Annotated in this window: 16 protein-coding genes; 3 read left to right on the plus strand and 13 right to left on the minus strand. The window is 70.9% G+C overall.

What is annotated here, in order from left to right; all coding sequences use genetic code 11:
- Position 1: 1 nt before the first annotated feature.
- From VFG42_RS16270 to VFG42_RS16305, 8 genes are all read right to left on the minus strand, one after another.
- Positions 2-1,351 (minus strand): MlaD family protein, encoded by a 1,350-nt coding sequence (locus VFG42_RS16270; protein WP_324909814.1) that lies wholly within the window; start codon positions 1,349-1,351, stop codon positions 2-4.
- Complete coding sequence (locus VFG42_RS16275; RefSeq protein WP_324909815.1) at positions 1,348-3,003, minus strand: MlaD family protein; 1,656 nt, start codon at positions 3,001-3,003, stop codon at positions 1,348-1,350. The genes VFG42_RS16270 and VFG42_RS16275 overlap by 4 nt, the downstream gene beginning before the upstream one ends.
- Complete coding sequence (locus VFG42_RS16280; protein ID WP_324909816.1) at positions 3,000-4,421, minus strand: MlaD family protein; 1,422 nt, start codon at positions 4,419-4,421, stop codon at positions 3,000-3,002. The genes VFG42_RS16275 and VFG42_RS16280 overlap by 4 nt, the downstream gene beginning before the upstream one ends.
- Position 4,422: 1 nt before the next feature.
- Complete coding sequence (locus VFG42_RS16285) at positions 4,423-6,171, minus strand: MlaD family protein (protein WP_324909817.1); 1,749 nt, start codon at positions 6,169-6,171, stop codon at positions 4,423-4,425.
- Entirely contained in the window at positions 6,168-7,502 is a 1,335-nt protein-coding gene (locus tag VFG42_RS16290) for an MlaD family protein (RefSeq protein WP_324909818.1), read from the minus strand. The genes VFG42_RS16285 and VFG42_RS16290 overlap by 4 nt, the downstream gene beginning before the upstream one ends.
- A 156-nt stretch (positions 7,503-7,658) precedes the next feature.
- Positions 7,659-8,660, minus strand: coding sequence for an ABC transporter ATP-binding protein (locus tag VFG42_RS16295; protein WP_324909819.1), 1,002 nt, complete (start codon positions 8,658-8,660; stop codon positions 7,659-7,661).
- Positions 8,661-8,666: 6 nt separating this feature from the next.
- Entirely contained in the window at positions 8,667-9,464 is a 798-nt protein-coding gene (locus VFG42_RS16300; protein WP_324909820.1) for an ABC transporter permease, read from the minus strand.
- A 2-nt stretch (positions 9,465-9,466) separates the two neighbouring features.
- The gene (locus VFG42_RS16305) at positions 9,467-10,207 is read right to left on the minus strand and encodes an ABC transporter permease (RefSeq protein WP_324909821.1); all 741 of its coding nucleotides are present in this window, start codon (positions 10,205-10,207) and stop codon (positions 9,467-9,469) included.
- Between the two features lie 267 nt (positions 10,208-10,474).
- On the opposite strand from VFG42_RS16305, the gene VFG42_RS16310 reads away from it, so the two are divergent.
- Positions 10,475-11,083 carry a hypothetical protein gene (locus tag VFG42_RS16310; RefSeq protein ID WP_324909822.1) on the plus strand — a complete coding sequence of 203 codons (609 nt, stop codon included), beginning with the start codon at positions 10,475-10,477 and terminating at the stop codon, positions 11,081-11,083.
- A 30-nt stretch (positions 11,084-11,113) separates the two neighbouring features.
- Here VFG42_RS16310 and VFG42_RS16315 read toward each other — a convergent pair whose 3' ends face one another.
- The gene (locus VFG42_RS16315) at positions 11,114-12,037 is read right to left on the minus strand and encodes a LysR family transcriptional regulator (RefSeq protein ID WP_324909823.1); all 924 of its coding nucleotides are present in this window, start codon (positions 12,035-12,037) and stop codon (positions 11,114-11,116) included.
- 78 nt (positions 12,038-12,115) lie between these two features.
- Between VFG42_RS16315 and VFG42_RS16320 the strand changes: the two genes are divergently transcribed.
- Positions 12,116-13,054 carry a DMT family transporter gene (locus VFG42_RS16320; protein ID WP_324909824.1) on the plus strand — a complete coding sequence of 313 codons (939 nt, stop codon included), beginning with the start codon at positions 12,116-12,118 and terminating at the stop codon, positions 13,052-13,054.
- Here VFG42_RS16320 and VFG42_RS16325 read toward each other — a convergent pair.
- Positions 13,051-13,362, minus strand: coding sequence for a hypothetical protein (locus VFG42_RS16325; protein ID WP_324909825.1), 312 nt, complete (start codon positions 13,360-13,362; stop codon positions 13,051-13,053). The two genes, VFG42_RS16320 and VFG42_RS16325, sit on opposite strands and share 4 nt — an antisense overlap.
- A 198-nt stretch (positions 13,363-13,560) precedes the next feature.
- Here VFG42_RS16325 and VFG42_RS16330 point away from each other — a divergent pair, with 198 nt between their 5' ends.
- Positions 13,561-14,214: a helix-turn-helix transcriptional regulator gene (locus VFG42_RS16330; RefSeq protein WP_324909826.1), complete on the plus strand. Its 654-nt coding sequence runs from the start codon at positions 13,561-13,563 to the stop codon at positions 14,212-14,214.
- A 21-nt stretch (positions 14,215-14,235) separates the two neighbouring features.
- Here VFG42_RS16330 and VFG42_RS16335 read toward each other — a convergent pair whose 3' ends face one another.
- From VFG42_RS16335 to VFG42_RS16345, 3 genes are all read right to left on the minus strand, one after another.
- Positions 14,236-15,414: a helix-turn-helix domain-containing protein gene (locus tag VFG42_RS16335; protein ID WP_324909827.1), complete on the minus strand. Its 1,179-nt coding sequence runs from the start codon at positions 15,412-15,414 to the stop codon at positions 14,236-14,238.
- 113 nt (positions 15,415-15,527) lie between these two features.
- A complete protein-coding gene (locus VFG42_RS16340; protein WP_324909828.1) occupies positions 15,528-15,899 on the minus strand; it encodes a P-II family nitrogen regulator in 372 nt (123 codons plus the stop codon).
- Positions 15,896-17,374, minus strand: coding sequence for an ammonium transporter (locus tag VFG42_RS16345; RefSeq protein ID WP_324909829.1), 1,479 nt, complete (start codon positions 17,372-17,374; stop codon positions 15,896-15,898). Before VFG42_RS16345 ends, VFG42_RS16340 begins: the two co-directional genes overlap by 4 nt.
- Positions 17,375-17,607 lie beyond the last annotated feature (233 nt).

Here is a 17,607-nt window from a genome sequence, read left to right on the forward strand (position 1 = left end):
ATCACCCCGCCGCCGCCGTGGTTGCCGCCTGGCCCGTGGAGGCGCAGGCCTGGGACTTGGAGGGCGCGTTGGTCAGGCTGATCAACGTGCCCAGCTGCGGGTTGACGCCCTTGAGCACGTCGAGCAGGCCGAGGCCGTCGCAGCTGAAGAACAGCGCGCCGCGGCGGATCGGGCCGTGGGCGTCCTGCGTGCTGAACACCGTCGGGCCGATGTGGTTCAGCCACGACACCCAGAACAGGTAGCCCTCGTCGTCCCCGGGCGGGTTGTAGGCCAACGTGTTGAGCAGGTAGTTGGCGGTCTTCAGCGCGGACGTGAAGTCCGGGGTCAGCGCCGCGAGGTCGTGCGCGGCCGGGCGCAGGACCTTGACCGTCGGCAGCGCGTCGCGCGCGAACGGGCGCAGCTGCTTCTCGATGACCGGCGTCGTCTGCTGGAAGAACGGCCGCGACTGCTTCAGCGACGGGCCCAGCGCGCGCGCCGCCGGGCGCAGCTTGCCGAGCGTCGGCCCGAGCGTCTTGCCGAGCTTGTCGGCCTTCTGGACGGCGGTGTCGGTCGTCTTCAGCGCGTTGGGCAGCAGCTGCAGCGTCTCGCGCAGCTTGGCGTCCTGGTCGGCGAAGGACTTGAACACCGCGTTGGACGCGTCGACCAGCGAGGACAGCTGTCGGTCCTTGGAGCCGACGGCCGCCACCAGCTCCTTGAAGTTGTGGATCGAGCGGCTGATGTTCTGGCGGCGGACCGACAGCGCCTGGGTGATCTTCAAGATGTCGCGGTTGGTCGGCTCGAAGCGGCGGAAGGTCGCCGACAGGTTCTTGCCGTTGCCGCCCAGGCCCTGGCCGCCGCCGGCGACCAGGAGCTGCAGGTAGCTGCGCGTGTCGCCGTCCAGCGCCGCGAGGAACTCGTCGGTGTTGACGTTGGGCAGCGTCTGGGTGATCGGGATGACGCCCTTCTTGGGGTCGATCTCCCCGGCCTTGGACGAGCCCGGCGTCAGCTCCACGATCATGTCGTTGAGGCCGGTCTTCGGGCGCAGCAGCGCGGTCGCGTCCTTGTAGATGTGCGCGTACTTCTTGCGCACCTTCATCGTGACCAGCGCGCGCCCGTCCTTCAGCTCGACCTTGGAGATCTCGCCGATCGGCACGCCCGCGACGTTGACCGTCTGGCCCTGGCCCGGCGTGACCGACTGCGCGGTGGCGAACTCGGCCTTGTAGCTGACGAAGTCGGTGCCGACGAGCGGGACCCACTTGGGCAGGTAGAAGCGCTGGTGGCCGAGGATGAAGCCGCCGACGACCAGCGCGATCACGAAGATCCCGACCATCGCGACGAAGTCGAAGCGATGCTTGCGGATCGCCCGCCTCACCGGCCCTCACCCCCGGTCCGGAACGGGTTGAGGCGATCGATGAGCTGCGACGTCAGGTCGTCGGACGTGGCCGCGCGCGTCGTGGGCGCCGAGGCCGACGTCGCCGACGACGTGCCCGGCACCTTGTTGGCGTCGGTCGGGATCACGCCCGACTGCGCCTGCGGGCTGCCGTCGGCCGGGCCGGTCTTGGCGCCGTTGAGGTCGGGCAGCTTCTGGTCCTTGCACGCCGCCGTGTGGTTGTAGGGCGAGCGCTGCTTGCCCGGATAGGCGGGGCGCGTGCCCTCCGGCGCCTGGTTGACGTTGGAGTACAGCTTGGCGCCCTTGGCGCCGCCGTACTTGCCGGTCGAGATCGTGTTCGAGCCGCCGCCGACCGCGAAGCGGACGTAGTGGCCGTTGCCGTCGAAGTTCTGCGACTCGCCGGCCAGCCCGACCATCGAGTACCAGAACTCCTTGTAGTTCTCGACGTCGGACGTGAACTGGCCGTCCTGGATCTTGACGTCGCCCGTCGGCAGGATCGTGTGCGTCACGCACTGCGACACGAGGTCGGCCTGCGGCAGGGCACTCAGCGAGCCGTTGACGACCTTGGCCAGGTCGACGGTCGTCGGCTGCAGCTGCGTGACGACGCCGCCCAGCTCCGACGGGGACACGAGCTTGCGCGCCTGCGCGATCCACGGCTCCGCCGCGTCGATCGTCGCCGGCGTCTCCTTCACGCCCGGCAGGATCTCCTTGGCGAACGCGCGCGTGTTCGGGAACGACGCGTTGAGGTGCGTCAGCGCGCTGTCGGCGTGCCGCAGCGTCGGCCCGAGCTGCGCGATCGAGGCCTTCAGGTTGGACTGCTCGGAGGCCAGCGCGCCCAGCGTCGTGTTGAAGTTGGCGACGAACCCCTGCAGCGACTGCTCGTTGTTGGCCAGCGCCTTGGTGACCTTGGCGGTGTTGTCGACCAGGCCGGACAGGTCGTGGGCCTGCAGCCCGAGGAACGCCTCGTTGACGATCGACGCGTTCTTCAGCGCGCCCGGCGCGTAGCCGATGGACTTGTTCAGCGCCTGCGCGCCGGTCTTGCCCTTGACGTCGGGGTCCTGGGTCTGGTCGTCGGCGCCCGTCGGCTCGTAGGTCAGCGCGGTGCCGTAGCCCTCGAGCAGCTCCTTGAGGTCGTCGCGCGTGTCGCTCTGCAGCGCGCCGAGCACCTGGTCGAACTGGACCGGCGCCGCGGTCTGCGTCGACGGGATCGTGTCGCCGGAGTCGATCGTCGGCGCGCTCGGCGTGCCGGGCTGCAGGTCGACGAACTCGTTGCCCTCCAGGAAGATGCGCGGCCGGACCTTCAGCGTCGCGTCCTTGTGGATCGGCAGGCCGGCCTTGTCGATCTCCATCGTGACCAGCGACATGTTGCCGTCGCCGCCCTTGTAGGCCTGGACCGTGGTGACCTTGCCGATGTTGACGCCGGCGATGCGCACCGGCGAGTTCGGGCGCACGTTGTTGGCGTTGACGAAGACGGCCTTGACGCGGAAGCCGTGCGTGAACGGCACGTGCTTGGAGAAGCCGGCGTAGACGATGATCGCGGCCAGGACGAGCACGATCGCGCCGACCGTGACCGGGTTGGCCCCGGTCCGGTCCTTGCGCAGGACGCGCTTGCGCTTGTCGGGTCGGTTGCTCATCGCGACGCGCTCGTGGTCGTCTTCTGCGTGTTCTCGCCCTGGTTGCCCGGGACGTTGCCGATGACCTGCTTGCCCGCCGCGTAGGACTCGTTGCCCGCCTCGCACTCCTGCGTCTGGCCCGGCGCGGCGGTGTTGGGGTACGGGTTGGCGTGCAGGAAGTTGTCGTTCTTGGCGCCGCCGCCGTTGGCCGGGCCCGACGACGGGCTGCCCTCGTTGTTGGGGCCCTGCGGCGTGGCGACGATCATGAAGCGCTGGCCGGTGCCGACGGTGTCGCCCTCGCTCAGCAGCGAGGCGGCGTTGCGGAACAGCAGCGTCCAGTAGTTGCAGACCGTCTGGCCCGGCGCGATCGCCGCGAACAGCGGGTTGGCGATCTTCGCGGTCTGGGTCAGGTCGTCGACGCCGAGCTTGACCAACGGGTCGTCGGCGAAGCGCTCCAGCGAGTCGAAGACCGGCTTGAGCCGCTTGTTGAAGGTGACGGACTCCTTCAGCGCGGGCTCGCCGACCGTGAACGCGTCGGCCAGGTCCGCCGCCGCGCCCGACAGCGCCTTGACGCCCGGTCGCAGGTCGTGGAAGAAGGCCTCGGAGTTGGCCAGGAACGGCCGCTGCTTGGGCAGCTCGTCGATCGCGGTCTGCAGCGCGGGCGGGCCGCCGCTGATCGAGTCCTGCAGGTAGGGCCGGGCGATCGCGGCGAACGCGGTGAACGTCGTGTCGAGGTTGGCGAACAGCTGCGCCTGCTGGTCGGCGACCGGCGCGACGATCGCCGACGTGCGGCCCAGCGCCTCGGAGAACCGCGCCAGCCGCGTGCGGTCGTCGGCGAGGTTGGCCATCGCGGGCGCGAGGTTGGCCAGCAGCGGGTTCAGGGACTGGATCGCCCGGTTGAGGTCCTGGCCGCGGCCCGCGAACCCGGTGCCCAGGCCGTTGAGCTGCTGCTGGGCGGCGTGGCGCGTCTTCTCGTCGAAGGTCGACAGGAACTCGTCGAACTCGACCGGCGCGGGCGTCGCCTGCTTGAGCGGGATCGTCGCGCCCTCGGCCCAGCCCTGCGAGGACTTGCCCTTGGTCACCTGGACGTACTTCAGGCCCAGCGCGGACTTCTGCCGGATCAGGATCGTGGAGTCCTTGGGCAGCGGCTTGACCGTCGTCTCCAGCTTCATGTGCAGCTGGGCGATGACGCGGCCGTCGGCCAGGCGCTTGGGCGTGATCTTGTCGACGACGCCGACGCGCGTGCCGCCGATGCGGACCTCGTTGCCCTTGACCAGGTTCGCCGCGCTCGGGACGTCGGCGGTCAGCTGGTAGGTCGGGACGAACGGCAGGCCGTTGTTGGCGTTGTAGGCCAGGAAGACCGCGACGAGGACGACGAGCGTCGTCGCCGCGCCGATCAGGACGGGGTTGGCCGCGATGGACTGGGATCCGCGCCGCATCTCAGCCGCCCAGCAGGTAGTCGAGGAGGGTCTGGGCCGCGCCGGAGGACGTCGTCGTGCTCGTGCCCGAGGACGGCGCGGTGCCGCCGACCTGCGTGGTCTGCGTCGAGGTGGCGGTCTCGGTCGTCGTCGCGGTGGACGTCGTGGTCTGCGGCGTCGGCGTGGTCGTCGCGCCGGAGGCCGCCGGCGACGGCGACGCCTGGCCGGGGAAGACGCTGGTCGGCAGGCTGATCGGCGCGCTCGCCGTGCCCGAGGAGCCGCGCTTCTTCTTGGAGACCTTGGTCTTCGACGCGCCGGTGGAGCCGGTGGTGCCCGCGGAGCCCGACGCCGACGACGCCGACGACGCGGACCCGTCGCCGTCGAACGCCGACGGGTCGAGGCCGGCGGCCACGGCGTCCTGGCGGGCCAGGAACGGGCTGCGGCCGTTGGCGATCTCGCGGTTGACGTCGGCGACCGTCGGCGTGGTCCTCGACGCGCGCGCCACCGCGGCGTCGGCGCCCGTCGCCGGCTTCTCGAAGTTCGCCGAGCAGCTCGGCTGCGGCTCGGTCACGTAGGTCGTGCAGTTGGTGACCACGAAGATCGCGCGCAGGTAGTGCCCGAGCGAGTCATAGCCGTTGGTCGCCGCGGCCTGGTAGTAGAAGAAGTCCATCAGGCGCTCGATGCCGCCCGTGGTCCGCAGGCTCGTCAGCATCGCGGCCAGGTTCTTGGTCAGCGGCCGCGCCTGCTTGGCGAACGTGCCGACGTCGGAGACGATCGGCTTGGCCTTCAGCAGCGCCTGGTCGCCGGCGTCGGCGGTGTCGCCCAGCGACTTCAGCGCCGGGATGCCGGCCTGGCTGAACGGCCCGAGCTGCTTGATGAACTGGTTGAGCTGCGGCGCCGACGCGTTGAGGTCGTCCAGGACCGGCGTCATCTGGTCGGCCAGGCCGCCCAGGCGCTGCATCGTCGGCGTGAGCTGCCGGAGGAACGCCGGGAGCTTCTGGAGGCTCGCCTCGATGTCGCCGCGGCGCTCGGCGGAGGCGACCGCGGTCTTGTCGGCCTTGTCGATGAAGTCGGCGACCTTGCCCTTCTGGCGCGCCAGCGGCGCCAGGACCGTGTCGCTGTTCTTGGCCAGCTGCGCCAGCGTCTTGTTCTGGTCGGCGAGGATGGCCAGGACCTTGTCGGTCTGCTCCAGCGCCGGGTCGGCCTGCTTGATGGCCTCCCGCAGCGCGTCGCCGTTGCCGGCCAGGCCGGTGCCCAGCTCGTTGATGATGATCGACAGCCGCTCGCGGTAGGGCAACCGCATGATGTTGCCGACCAGGTCGATGTCCACCGGCTTGATCGTCTGCGAGTCGGGCAGCAGGTACTGGCCCTTGCCGGCGCCGCTCTTGATCCGGTCCAGCTCCGGCGACGGCGCCTCGCCCTCCGGCTTGGGCTGCGTCGGCGTGCACTCGACGAAGCGCTCGCCGATCAGCGACTGCGGGCGGATCGTGCAGGTCGCGTCCTTGCGGAAGTCCTTGAAGCCCGGCTCGGTGATGTTCAGGACGACCGCGGCCTTGTTGTCCTTGGTGACCTCGAGGTCGGAGATGCTGCCGACCTTGACGCCGGAGATCTTGACGTCCTCGCCCGGGATCACCGTGAACGCGTTGGAGAAGATCGCGCGGACCTTGTAGCTGCCCTTGTGGTCGTCGCCCGCGCCCGTGCCGAAGACGACCAGCACGAGGGCGGCGGCGGCGAGCGCGAAGCCCGCGCAGAAGATGCGCACGCGGGTCATGGGCCGGGCGGGGTGATGCTCGGATCGCAGTCCGAGCCCTCGGGGGCGTAGGGGTTGGACTTGTCGGCCGCCGTCTGCGTCGCCGAGCCCGGGCAGCGCTTGACCTTGCCCGACTGCAGGCCGACCTGGCGGTCGGCGGGCTGCAGCGCGTTCAGCGTGCCGCCCTCGGGGCTGTCGGTGAACTGGAAGGCGTTGACGATCGGCGAGATGCGCGCGAAGTGGCCGTTGGCGTCGTAGTTGGCCGTCGTCTGGCCGAAGTCGCGGAACCAGCCGATCAGGTCCGGCGCGTAGGGCCGGATGAACTGGAGGACCGGCGTGCCCTGCTGCAGGCCCTTGACCGTGTGGTCGAACGCGGGCTTGGCGACCTTCGTCAGGCGCGGCTGCTTGTTGAGGAGGTCGATCAGGTCGTTGTCGGCGCCCTTGCGGCTGATCAGCGAGCTGAGGTCCTGGATCGTCGGGCGCGCCTCGGTGACCAGCGGGCGCAGCTGCCGGAAGAACGGCGCGAGCTTCGGCGCGACCGGCTTGGACGCGTCGACCAGCTGGTCGAGGTCGTCCAGCGTCGAGCGCAGGTTCACGAACGTCGTGTTGGCCTGGCGCAGCGTGCGCGGCAGCACGCTGAGCGCCTGGTTGAGCGAGTCGCTCTCGGAGGCGATCGCGCCCGACGCGGTGTTCGCGTTGGACACCAGGTCGGCGACGTCGTCGCGCTTCTCGGCCAGCGCGGTCGTCGCGCGCGCCGTGTAGACGATGAAGTCCTGCAGGGACTGCTGGTCGCGGTCCAGCTCGTCGACCAGGCGCGACGTCGTCGACAGCGTCGGGCTGAAGTACTTGAGCGCCTCGTTGGCCTGCTTCCCCTTGCCCTCGTACTGCGTCGCCGAGCCGCGGATGACGTCCTGCAGGCTCTTGCGCGTCTTGGGGTCCAGCGTGTCGAAGAGCTGGTCGAGGTCGACCGAGGTGGTGGTCTTGTCGAGGCCGAGCGTGGCGCCGTCGTCGATCTTGCGCGCGTTGTTGGGGCCCGGCGCCAGCGAGATGTAGCGGTTGGCGACGCCCGACAGCGAGCCGGAGCGGATCGTGGCCGTCGTGCCCTGGTGCAGCGGCGCGTAGGGCTCGTCGACCTGGATCTTGACCTCGGCCAGGTTGTTGTTCGACAGCTTGATGTCCGCGACGCGGCCGATGCGGCGGCCGCCGATCTGCACGTCGTTGTCCTTGACGAGCTGGCCGGCCGTCTGGAAGACCAGCGTGTACTCGTGCTTCTTGCCGCCCGTCAGCAGCAGGATCGCCGCGACGACGGCGACGCCGACCACCCCGACGGCCAGACCGCGGGCAAGGGTCACCGGCGCACCCCCATTTCAGGGATGACGCGGGACACGTCGGGACAAGGTGACGGGAAAGACGACAGGACCGTGTGGGGTTCGGTTCCCGGCCGGATGGACCGGCCGAAGATCATGCAGTTGGTGTGTTGAGGTGATGTTGCGGTACCGCGGGTTTGGCTACTCCATGCCGAGCGGCCCCTGCGACTCGCCGGAGAGGAACTGGCGGACGAAGGCGTTGTCGCTGTTGAACAGCTCCTCCGCCGGGCCCGCCTCCACGATCCGGCCACGCCACAGCACGCTGATGTACTCCGCCACGCGGCGGGCGCTCATGATGTCGTGCGTGATGACCGTGTAGCAGCCGCCGTTCTCCTCGTGGATCTCCTGGATCAGCTCGCACAGCAGCGCCGTGCGGACCGGGTCCAGGCCGGAGTCCGGCTCGTCGAAGAGCACGATGTTGGGGTCCAGGACCAGTGCCCGAGCGAAGCCCGCGCGCTTGCGCATCCCCCCGGAGAGCTCGTTGGGCATCTTGTCGTGGGCCGAGCCGAGGCCGACCTCGTCGAGCCGCTTGTAGACGATCTCGAGGATCTCGTCCTCGGACTTGTCGGTGTGCTGGCGCAGCGGGAAGGCCACGTTGTCCACCAGGTTCATCGAGCCGAACAGCGCGCCGTCCTGGAACAGCACGCCGAAGCGCTTGCGCATGTCGAACAGCTCGTCGTCGGTCATGTTCGGGACCGACTCGCCGTGCACCAGGACGTCCCCCTCGTCCGGGTACAGCAGGCCGACCATGTGCTTGATGCACACGGACTTCCCCGTGCCCGACGGCCCGAGGATCATGGAGATCTTGCCTTCCGGCAGGCCCATGTTCAGGCCGCGGAGGATCTTGTTGCGGCCGAAGGCCTTGTGGACGTCGACGAACTCGACCGCGTCCGGCACGCCCGTGGGGCGGTTCATGCCGGTGTGCCAGCGGTACTCGTCCTCGTCGTCGTCGCTCGGCGGGGCCTCGCGGACGACCGAGGCGCTCGTCGCGGCGGCAGGCGCGTCCGCGGCGGCGTGGGCCGGTCCGGCGCCGGCGAGGCGCTCGTCGTCGGGCGTCGGAGCCGGCTCGGCCGCGTCGCGGCCGTCGCCCTCGTAGCCGTCGGCGTACAGGTCGTCGTCGTGGTCGCGTGGCGTGTCGGTCATGTCAGCTCAGCCTCCGATCGGAGCGCGTGGGTTGGCGCCCCAGAACACCTGTGTTCCCAGCATCCCGATCAAATGCACCAGGACGATGTTCATCACCATCGATTTTGCGGTGGCGGTACCGACGCCGACGGGTCCTCCGCCCGCGTGGTAGCCGTAGTAGCAGCCGACCAGGACGATCGCGGTCGCCATCACCATGGCTTTGATCACGCTGTAGAGCAGGTCCGGTGGGTTCTGGAACATCCAGAAGATCAGCGAGAAGCCGCCCGGCGAGACCTCGCCGATCTGCTGCACGACGGCCAGGTAGCTGGCGAAGAAGCCGGCGCCGACGGCCGCCATGTACATGAACGGCAGCACCAGCCACGACGCGAGCAGCTTCGTCGCGCAGAGGAACAGCACCGAGTCGATGCCCATGACCTCGAGCGCGTCGATCTCGTCGGAGATCCGCATCGAGCCCAGCTCGGCGACGATGCCGGTGCCGACCTTGGCGGCCATCATGTAGCCGAAGCCGTAGGGCACGATCTCGCGCAGGTCGCACCAGGCGGCGAAGACGCCCGAGTACGCGGGCGCGCCCTGCGCGCGCGTGAAGTACGCGCCCTCGATGCCGCACTGCAGGCCGACGATGAAGACCAGGCCCCAGATGACGAGCGTCGAGCCGAGGATCAGCACGCCGCACTGGCGCAGCGTCTCGCCGAAGAAGTGCAGGACCCGCAGGGTGTAGACCTGCTTGAGGATCTTGCCGCTGAACTTCGCGATCGAGCCGAAGGAGCCGATCCACTCCTTGGGCAGTGCGAGCCATCCGCCCATGGCTAGCGGATCACCTGGATCTCGGGGTGGGTGGCCAGCAGCGTCTGCGTGAACACGTAGTTGAAGGCGAAGACCCCCAGGAACGTGATCACCACCGCCTGGTTGACCGCCTTGCCGACGCCCTCGGCGCCGCCGCTGGCCGTCATGCCCTTGTAACAGCAGACGATCGCGGTAATCGCGCCGAAGAGCGTGCATTTCAACAGCGAGCCCCAGAGGTCCGTCGTCGACGCGTTCGTGAAGAACGTCGCCCAGAACGGGCCGAGCGGCGCGCCGTTGACGAGCGTCGCGATCAGGCCGCCGGTGATGCCGAAGATGATGGCGAAGATGTCGAACAGGCCCGTGACGAGCATCAGGGCCAAGAAGCGCGGGACGACGAGGTTCTTGACCGGGTCGACGCCGAGGACCTGGAGGGCGTCCAGCTCCTCGCGGATCTTGCGGGCCCCGAGGTCGGCGGTGATCGCCGTGCCGGCGACGCCCGCGACGATGATCGCGCAGACGAACGGCGCGAACTCGCGGATGATCGCCAGGACGAAGAAGCCGCCGAGGCGGTCCAGCGCGCCGAAGAGGATCAGGAAGTTCGCGGCCTGCAGGCCGGGCGCGCCGTAGGAGACGGCCACCGTCGAGATGAGCAGCGGCAGCCAGCACAGGCGCAGCGCGAAGAGGAACTGACCCACGAACTCGCTGCCGTACGGGTACGGCGGGCGCAGGGCCGACACCAAGGTCTTCCCCGTCAGGATCATCATGTCGCCTACTTCTTCGAGCAGGCTCTTGGCCGGGGCAAACGCCCGGTCGGCAACGCTGCTGACCACGCGGTCTCGGACCTCTCCTCTTGTGCAACCCTCGGGACGTGCGGCGCGGACGCGCGCGACCACCCGCACGGCGCGCAGTCTATGTGACCGCTGTCACGGCTGCCAACCGGGAACCGTGACGGCTCTGGAGAAGTTCCACCTGCGCTCGGCGACACCTGCTTCTGGTACGTTCCGCGCGCAGTGGAGGGGTCCAGGAGAGCCATGCGCCTTATGGGGGCCGCCGCGACGGCGGCGTGCGTCGTGCTGCCCGTCGCCGGCTGCGGCGGCGGGGAGCGCCAGGACGCGCACGAGACGGCCGGCACCTACAAGGTCGACGTCGTCTCGCACCGGTTCCCGCTCAAGCAGCGCCTGGCCAACGCGTCGGTCATGACGATCGCGGTGAAGAACACCGACTCCAAGGCGATCCCGAACGTCGCGGTGACGATCACCAATGACGACGACGCCAAGGGCGGCGCCGGCTTCGCGACGCGCTCCGACCAGCCCGGCCTCGCCGACCCGTCGCGGCCGCTGTGGATCGTCGACGTGGGCCCGCACGGCGGCGACACGGCCTACGTGTCGACATGGGCGCTGGGGCGCCTGGCGCCGGGCGCGACCAAGACCTTCGTCTGGCACGTGACGCCGGTCGTCGCCGGGTCGCACCGCCTGCGCTGGCACGTGGCGGCCGGGCTCAACGGCAAGGCCGTGGCCCGCACCGACGACGGCAAGGACCCGGTCGGCACGTTCGCGGTGGACGTGTCGCGCAAGCCGCGGGCGGTCGTGGTCGACCCCAAGACCGGCGACGTCGTCGACGCGGACGACGCCAAGAGCTGACGCGGCGCGGCGCCGCGCGCGCGTCGCCCGCTAGCTCCAGCCGCGGGCGCGTCCCGCGTCCTGGACGGCGGCCAGCAGCGCGCGGGTCGACGGGCGGTGCGCGTCGGCCGAGCGGACGGCGGCGAGGATCGTGCGGTGCACGGCGCCCTCGCGCAGCGTGCGCGCGACGACGCCGGGATGGTCGGCCGGACCGGTCAGCTCGGGCAGCAGCGTGACGGCCTGCCCGTGGGCGACCAGCCGCTGGGCGACGAGCGCGTCGTTGGTGCGGTGGCGGATCGCGGGCTCGAAGCCGCCCAGCTCGCGGCAGGTGCGCAGGATCAGCGACTCCCAGCCGCCGCCGGGCGGGGCGGCGACCCAGGCGGCGTCCCGGAGGCGGCGCAGCTCGACCGGGTGGGCGGGGTCTCCTTGCGCGGCCGGGTGCTCGGCGGGGAGCGCGAGCAGCACCGGCTCGCGGTGCAGGTCGTGGCGGTCGAGCCCGGGCAGGCGCGGCAGCGGCTGCCCGACCCACTCGTCGGCGAGCACGAGGTCGAGGTCGCCGAGCGCCAGCGCGGGCAGCGACTCCTCGGGCTCGGCGGCGATCAGCTCGGTGCGCAGCCGGGGCGCGGTGCGCGCGAGCCGCGCGATGGCCGGCGTGGCGATGTTCAGCGCGACCGACTGAAACGCGGCGATCCGCCCGCGCCCGGCGGGCTCGCCCGCGGCGGCGGCCAGGTCGGCCTCGGCGCGCTCGGCCTGCTGGAGCAGGGCCGCCGCGTGGCCGACGAGGACGAGCGCCTGGTCGGTCAGCCGCACGCCGCGGCCCTCGCGCCGGATGAGCTTCACGCCCGTCTCGCGCTCCAGCGTGGCGAGCTGCTGCGAGACCGCCGAGGGCGTGAAGCGCAGCGCGTCGGCGACCGCGGCGATCGTGCCGCGCTCGTGCAGCTCGTGCAGCAGACGCAGGCGGCGCAGGTCGAGCATCGTGAAGCGATGCTAATGCGTTGAGCGCACGAATCCGAATCGCTCCTTGAGGGTGTTCGCGGCGATCATGCGCGCGCCATGCGCACCCTGGGCATCGTCCTCTGCGTCGCCTCCGCCGCGTTCTTCGGGGCGATGGGGATCTTCGGCAAGCTCGCCTACGAGCAGGGCGTGAGCGTCGGCACGCTGCTGGCGACGCGGTTCGCGCTGGCGGCGGCGGTGTTCTGGGTGGTCGTGGTCGCCTCCGGCCGGCTGGCGGCGCTGCGGAGGCTGCCCGTCCGCGACGTCGCGCTCGCGCTGGCGCTGGGCGCGGTCGGCTACGCGGCGCAGGCGGGCGCGTACTTCGCGTCGCTGAAGCGCCTGGACGCCTCGCTGCTGTCGCTGTTGTTGTACACGTTCCCCGTGATGGTGGCCCTGGCCGCCGCGGCGCTGGGGCGCGAGCGGCTCACGCGCCGGAGCGTCGGGGCCTTGGCGCTGGCCTCGGCGGGCGGCGTCCTCGTGCTCGGCGGCGCGCCGTCCGGCGCGCTGGACCCGCTGGGCACCGCGCTGGGGCTGGCCGCCGCCGTGGTCTACAGCGCCTACATCCTGACCTCCGCGCCCGTGTCGTCGCGGCTGGACCCGCTGCTGCTGTCGACGCTCGTCGCGACCGGCGCCGCCGTCACGCTGACGCTCGCGGGGATCGTCGACGGCGACCTCTCCCCCACCACGGTCTCAGCCGCCGGCTATGGCTGGCTGGCCGCCATCGCGCTCGTCTCCACCGTCGGCGCGATCACGCTGTTCTTCGCGGGCCTCGCGCGCGTCGGACCGACCACGGCCTCGATCGTCTCGACCGTCGAGCCGGTCACGGCGATCGCCCTGGCGGCCGCGGTCTTCGGCGAGTCGCTCGCGCCCGTCCAGCTGGCCGGCGGCGCGCTCGTCCTCGGCGCGGTCCTCGTCCTCTCCGCCCGCCGGGCGGCACCCGCGCCGCCGGGCGCGGAGCCCGCGCCGGTCGAGCGGGTCCCGGTCCTGGTCCTGGACTAGCCGGCGTCCTTGCCGAGACGCCCCAGCCGGACCCCGGCGAGGGCGGACACCAGGCTCGAGACGACCGTCGCGCCGGTCAGCCCGAACACCGCGAGCACGACCGCGACCAGGGCCAGCACGATCGTCAGGACGAGCAGCGCGCGGCGCTCGACGAGCAGCGCGCGCCGTTCGACGAGCGTGTGCTCGAGCAGCCGTCGCTCGGCGCGCGCGGAGAGCAGGCGCTCCTCGGCCAGCCCACCCTCCAGCGGGTTGTCGCGACCCTCGCGGGCGCGCCCCAGCCAACCGCGCAGATGTCCATTGAACGACAAAACCCGCGGAGATGCGCGGGCCAGCTGTGCTGTTTAGCATGCTCCGGTCTTCTGTACAGCCGAAAATTGTGAACATGAATATGCAGGAGATGCATAAGACGTAAACATGGGATTTGCAGGTAATTTTCACAGAAGCCATGTTTGTGCAATCAACACCGGAAAAAGCATTGATTCGCAATAGGCATAGTCGTCCGGTTCATGGCGGTTCTCGGAACCCCCGCGGGTTCCGTGATCCGCGAGCTGCGCGAAGGCGCCCGGCTCACCCAGGCGACCGTCGCCGAGGGGCTGCACATCTCGCAGCCGCAGTACTCGCGCCTGGAGAACGGGCGCGACCGCCTGACCAGCGACGAGTGGGCGTCGGTCGCCCCGGCGCTGGCCCTGGGCATCTACGTGCCGGACCCGCCTCCGCTCGCGGACCTCGTGTACCTGGTCTGCTGGGTGCCGTCGGACGCCGGCCGCCTCGCCGACGCGATCTACCCGTGCATCGGCGTCGAGCTGCCGCTGTTCGCCGACGCCCTCCTGGCCTGCCGCGTCGCGGCGGTGCTCGACGTCTTCGGCCTGCGCGGCGCGTGCGCGATCGCCGCCACGCCGCGGGCGGCCGACGACCTGATCTTCCGGCTGACGCGCGTCAACGGCACGCACCGCATCCCGCGCCGCGGGCGCGGCGAGCTCCCCGCCGCGACCGAGGCCCTGTCCTTCGCCAGCGAGGCCTTCAGCCGCTTCGTCGGCGACCTCGACCGCAACGACGGCGTCCCGAGCGTCCAGGCCGTCGGCACCCCGCGCTGGCGGGTCGCCTGGCGCGAGGACCGCTTCGCCGCCCAGCGCTCGGACGACACCGAGCCGGCGGGCTAGCCGAGGCCGCCGGCCCGGCCGCTACTTCGGCAGCCGCGGCGCGATGATCCTGTAGGCCTTGAGGCCGAGGCCGAGGCGCTCGCGATCCTCGGAGAGCATCGGGTCCAGCCCGGTGAGCTCCTTCACGCGCTCCAGCCGATAGGCCACGGTGTGGCGGTGAGCGTAGATCGCCGCGGCCGTCGCGTTCATGTTGCAGTTCTGCTCCAGGTAGGACTCCAGCGTGCCCACCAGGTCCGTGCGGTACTGGTCGTCGTAGCGGACGATCGGCGCGACGGTGTCCTCGTAGAAGCTCCGCACCTCCTCGGGGTGGGAGGCGAGGACGCGGAAGAGCAGCCGGTAGGTGCCGGTGCCGATGTCCTGGACGCCGTCCCAGCCCCCGCCCTCGCCCTGCTTGAGCACGTCCAGGACCAGCTCGGCCTCCTGGATCGCGCGCGGCAGCTCGGCGGGGTCGGAGTAGAAGCTCGAGACGCCGACGGTGCCGTGGCGGCGCAGCCGCGTCGCCAGCGCGCGCCCGCGGGTCGCCGTGGTGTCGGGCGCGTCGTCGCCGCCGGCGCCCGGCAGGATCGCGTACACGCGCCCGTCGAGATGCTCGGCCAGCGCGCCCGGCTCGTCGCCGGTGATCGTCGCGATCACGTGGCGGGGACGGTCGGTCGTCAGCTCCGCGCAGAGCACGACGGCCCCGCGCGAGAGGTCGCACCCCAGGCGCGCCGCGCGCCGCATGACCTCGCGCGGCTCCAGGTCGGGCCGCGAGCGCAGGTCCTCCAAGAACGAGCCGCGCAGGTTCTGCTCGACCTCCTCCTTGGCCTCCTCCACCGCCACCTCGGTCAGGCAGGCGACCGCGGCGAGGTGCAGGAAGTCCCCGGCCTCCGGGGCGGGCGCGGCGGCGCCGCGCAGCATCACGACCGCGCCGACGACGTCGTCGCCGGACTGGATCGGGGCCTCCGCCGCCAGCGCCTCGGGCACCTGCGACGGCCGGTCGCGCACGCGGTCGCCCACGTAGCGCCGGACCTCCTCCAGCGTCCGGTCGCGCGCGGCCCCCTCGGGTCCGGCCGGCGCGAGCACCGCCGCGTCCAGCCGCGGGACCACGATCGCCACCGGGGCGCCCGCGGCCTCCGCGGCCAAAGCGGCGACCTGCTGCAGGCCGTCGCCGCCCAGGACGGCGTCGACCATCTTGAGGTGGACCGACCGCAGCCGCTCCACCAGCGAACCAGCCGGCGAGGCGGCGGAACGCCCCGTGGGATCCATCATCTTCTCCGCCGCCTCACCCATCGCTGGACTCGTTCTCCTGTCCTCGCGCTCGGCGCCGCCGAGCGCTACGCGGCCGTCGTGGCGGCGTCCGGGTGGGCCTGGAGGATCTCCTCCCCGGCCTCGCCGGTGCGCACCCGATAGGCCTCCTCGACCGGCATCACGAACACCTTGCCGTCGCCGACGGCGCCGGTGCGCGCGTGCTTGAGGATCGTGTCGACGATCGTCTGCACGTCACCGGAGGCGACGACGCACTCGATCTTGATCTTCGGCCGCAGGTAGTTGGTCAACTCGGCGCCGCGATAGCGCTCCGTGATGCCCTTCTGCCGGCCGGAGCCCTTCACCTCGCTGATCGACAGCGACGGGAAGCCGAGCTCCAGGAGCTCCGTCCGGATCGGCTCGAAGGACTCGTGGCGGATGTACGCCACCACCATCTTCATGTTGCGGGAACCTCCGTGGTCGTCGGGACGGGGCTCACTCCGGTTGCGGCAGCGGTCCCCGCGGGGGCCGCACCGTAGCCGACGAGCTCCGGCGCCGGGATGAACTGCTCGGGGTACCCGTACATCCCGTGCTCGGAGATGTCCAGGCCGGCCCGCTCCTCCTCGTCGGACACCCGCATGCCGTAGGTGGCCTTGATGATCCCGAAGACGACGTAGGAGCTGACGAACACGCCGGCGAACACGACGACGACGCCGATGGCCTGCACGCCGAGCTGGTGGAACGAGCCCGTGTAGATCAGGCCGCCCTTGCCGACCCCGTTGTAGGCCGCCAGCGACGGGTGCGTGAAGATGCCGCAGGCCAGCGTGCCCCAGATGCCCGCCAGTCCGTGCGCCGACAGCGCGCCGACCGGGTCGTCGAGCTTCTTGTCGATCGCGTAGACGCCGAGCACCACGATGACGCCGGCGACGACGCCGATCACCAGCGCGGCCCAGGGGACCACGTAGCCCGAGGGCGCCGTGATGCCGACCAGCGCGGCGATCGCCCCGTTGCCCGCCATGCCGATGTCGACGGTCTTGGTCTTCCAGTAGGCCGTCGACACCGCGGCGAGCACGCCGCCGGCGGCGGCGATGTTCGTCGTCAGCACGACCTCGGGGAAGCGGCCGTCCAGCGCGCCGAGCGTCGAGCCCGGGTTGAAGCCGAACCAGCCGAGCCAGAGGATGAAGATGCCCAGGCCGAACAGCGGCATGCTGTGGCCGGGGATCGCCCGCGGCTTGCCGTCGGGCCCGTACTTGCCGCGCCGCGGACCGAGGTGCAGCAGCGCCGCCAGGGCGCCCGTCGCGCCGATCAGGTGGACCGCCGTCGAGCCCGCGAAGTCCTGCATGCCGAGGTTGGTCTGCAACCAGCCGCCGCCGAAGACCCAGCCGGAGAACACCGGGTAGATCACCGCGGAGAAGACGATCGCGTACAGGACGTACACGCCGAACTTCACGCGCTCCAGCGTCGTGCCCCAGACGATCGCCAGGGAGACGGCGCAGAACACGAACTGGAAGAAGAACTTCGACTCGATCGTGGCGTTCGAGAAGCCCATCACCGGGAACGCCTTCTGCGGGTCGCCGTAGTCGCGCAGGAAGAAGCCGTGCGTGCCGATGACGTGGCCGGCGTCGCCGCCGAACGCGAAGGCGAAGCCCACGGCCCAGTACATGATCGAGGCGATCGCCAGGTTCACCAGGATCTTGGCGATGATCGTGCCGGAGTTCTTGCCCCGGGAGAAGCCGATCTCCAGGAAGGCGAAGCCCGCCTGCATGAAGAAGACCAGCAGGCCGGCGACCATCACCCAGATGGTGTTGATGCCGACGCTCTGGAGCAGGCCCTGGTTGCCGGCCCGGTCCATCAAGTCTGCGGATGCCGTCGCCGGCAGGATCAGAGCGGCCAGCGCGCCGAACAGCAGCGCGCGCACCGTCAGGGAACGTCTCATGTGACCTCCTAGTCGAGCGTGCACCGGCAGTCTGCGCCGCGGCGGAGGCCGGATCCTTAGCCCGCTGTCGAAAGATCGCCGGGCTCCATTCGCCACCTGGTCGAGGCGGCCCGGGCGGGTGGGCCTACCTCAGGGCGAAGCCCCCGCGTCGGACTTTGGACACAGGTACAAGGTGTCTCGCACGCGTGCGACATAGGCTCCTAGGTGCCCGCCGGCCGCGAGAGCCCGCGACA

The organism is Baekduia sp. (assembly GCF_035685985.1).
In the GTDB taxonomy this organism is placed as follows: Bacteria; Actinomycetota; Thermoleophilia; order Solirubrobacterales; family Solirubrobacteraceae; genus Baekduia.

Coding starts and splice junctions, on each gene's coding strand:
- VFG42_RS16275 (WP_324909815.1), bottom strand. CDS start 3,003: ATGAGCAACCGACCCGACAAGCGCAAGCGCGTCCTGCGCAAGGACCGG.
- VFG42_RS16280 (WP_324909816.1), bottom strand. CDS start 4,421: ATGCGGCGCGGATCCCAGTCCATCGCGGCCAACCCCGTCCTGATCGGC.
- VFG42_RS16285 (WP_324909817.1), bottom strand. CDS start 6,171: ATGACCCGCGTGCGCATCTTCTGCGCGGGCTTCGCGCTCGCCGCCGCC.
- VFG42_RS16295 (WP_324909819.1), bottom strand. CDS start 8,660: ATGACCGACACGCCACGCGACCACGACGACGACCTGTACGCCGACGGC.
- VFG42_RS16300 (WP_324909820.1), bottom strand. CDS start 9,464: ATGGGCGGATGGCTCGCACTGCCCAAGGAGTGGATCGGCTCCTTCGGC.
- VFG42_RS16305 (WP_324909821.1), bottom strand. CDS start 10,207: ATGATGATCCTGACGGGGAAGACCTTGGTGTCGGCCCTGCGCCCGCCG.
- VFG42_RS16310 (WP_324909822.1), top strand. CDS start 10,475: ATGCGCCTTATGGGGGCCGCCGCGACGGCGGCGTGCGTCGTGCTGCCC.
- VFG42_RS16315 (WP_324909823.1), bottom strand. CDS start 12,037: ATGCTCGACCTGCGCCGCCTGCGTCTGCTGCACGAGCTGCACGAGCGC.
- VFG42_RS16320 (WP_324909824.1), top strand. CDS start 12,116: ATGCGCACCCTGGGCATCGTCCTCTGCGTCGCCTCCGCCGCGTTCTTC.
- VFG42_RS16330 (WP_324909826.1), top strand. CDS start 13,561: ATGGCGGTTCTCGGAACCCCCGCGGGTTCCGTGATCCGCGAGCTGCGC.
- VFG42_RS16340 (WP_324909828.1), bottom strand. CDS start 15,899: ATGAAGATGGTGGTGGCGTACATCCGCCACGAGTCCTTCGAGCCGATC.
- VFG42_RS16345 (WP_324909829.1), bottom strand. CDS start 17,374: ATGAGACGTTCCCTGACGGTGCGCGCGCTGCTGTTCGGCGCGCTGGCC.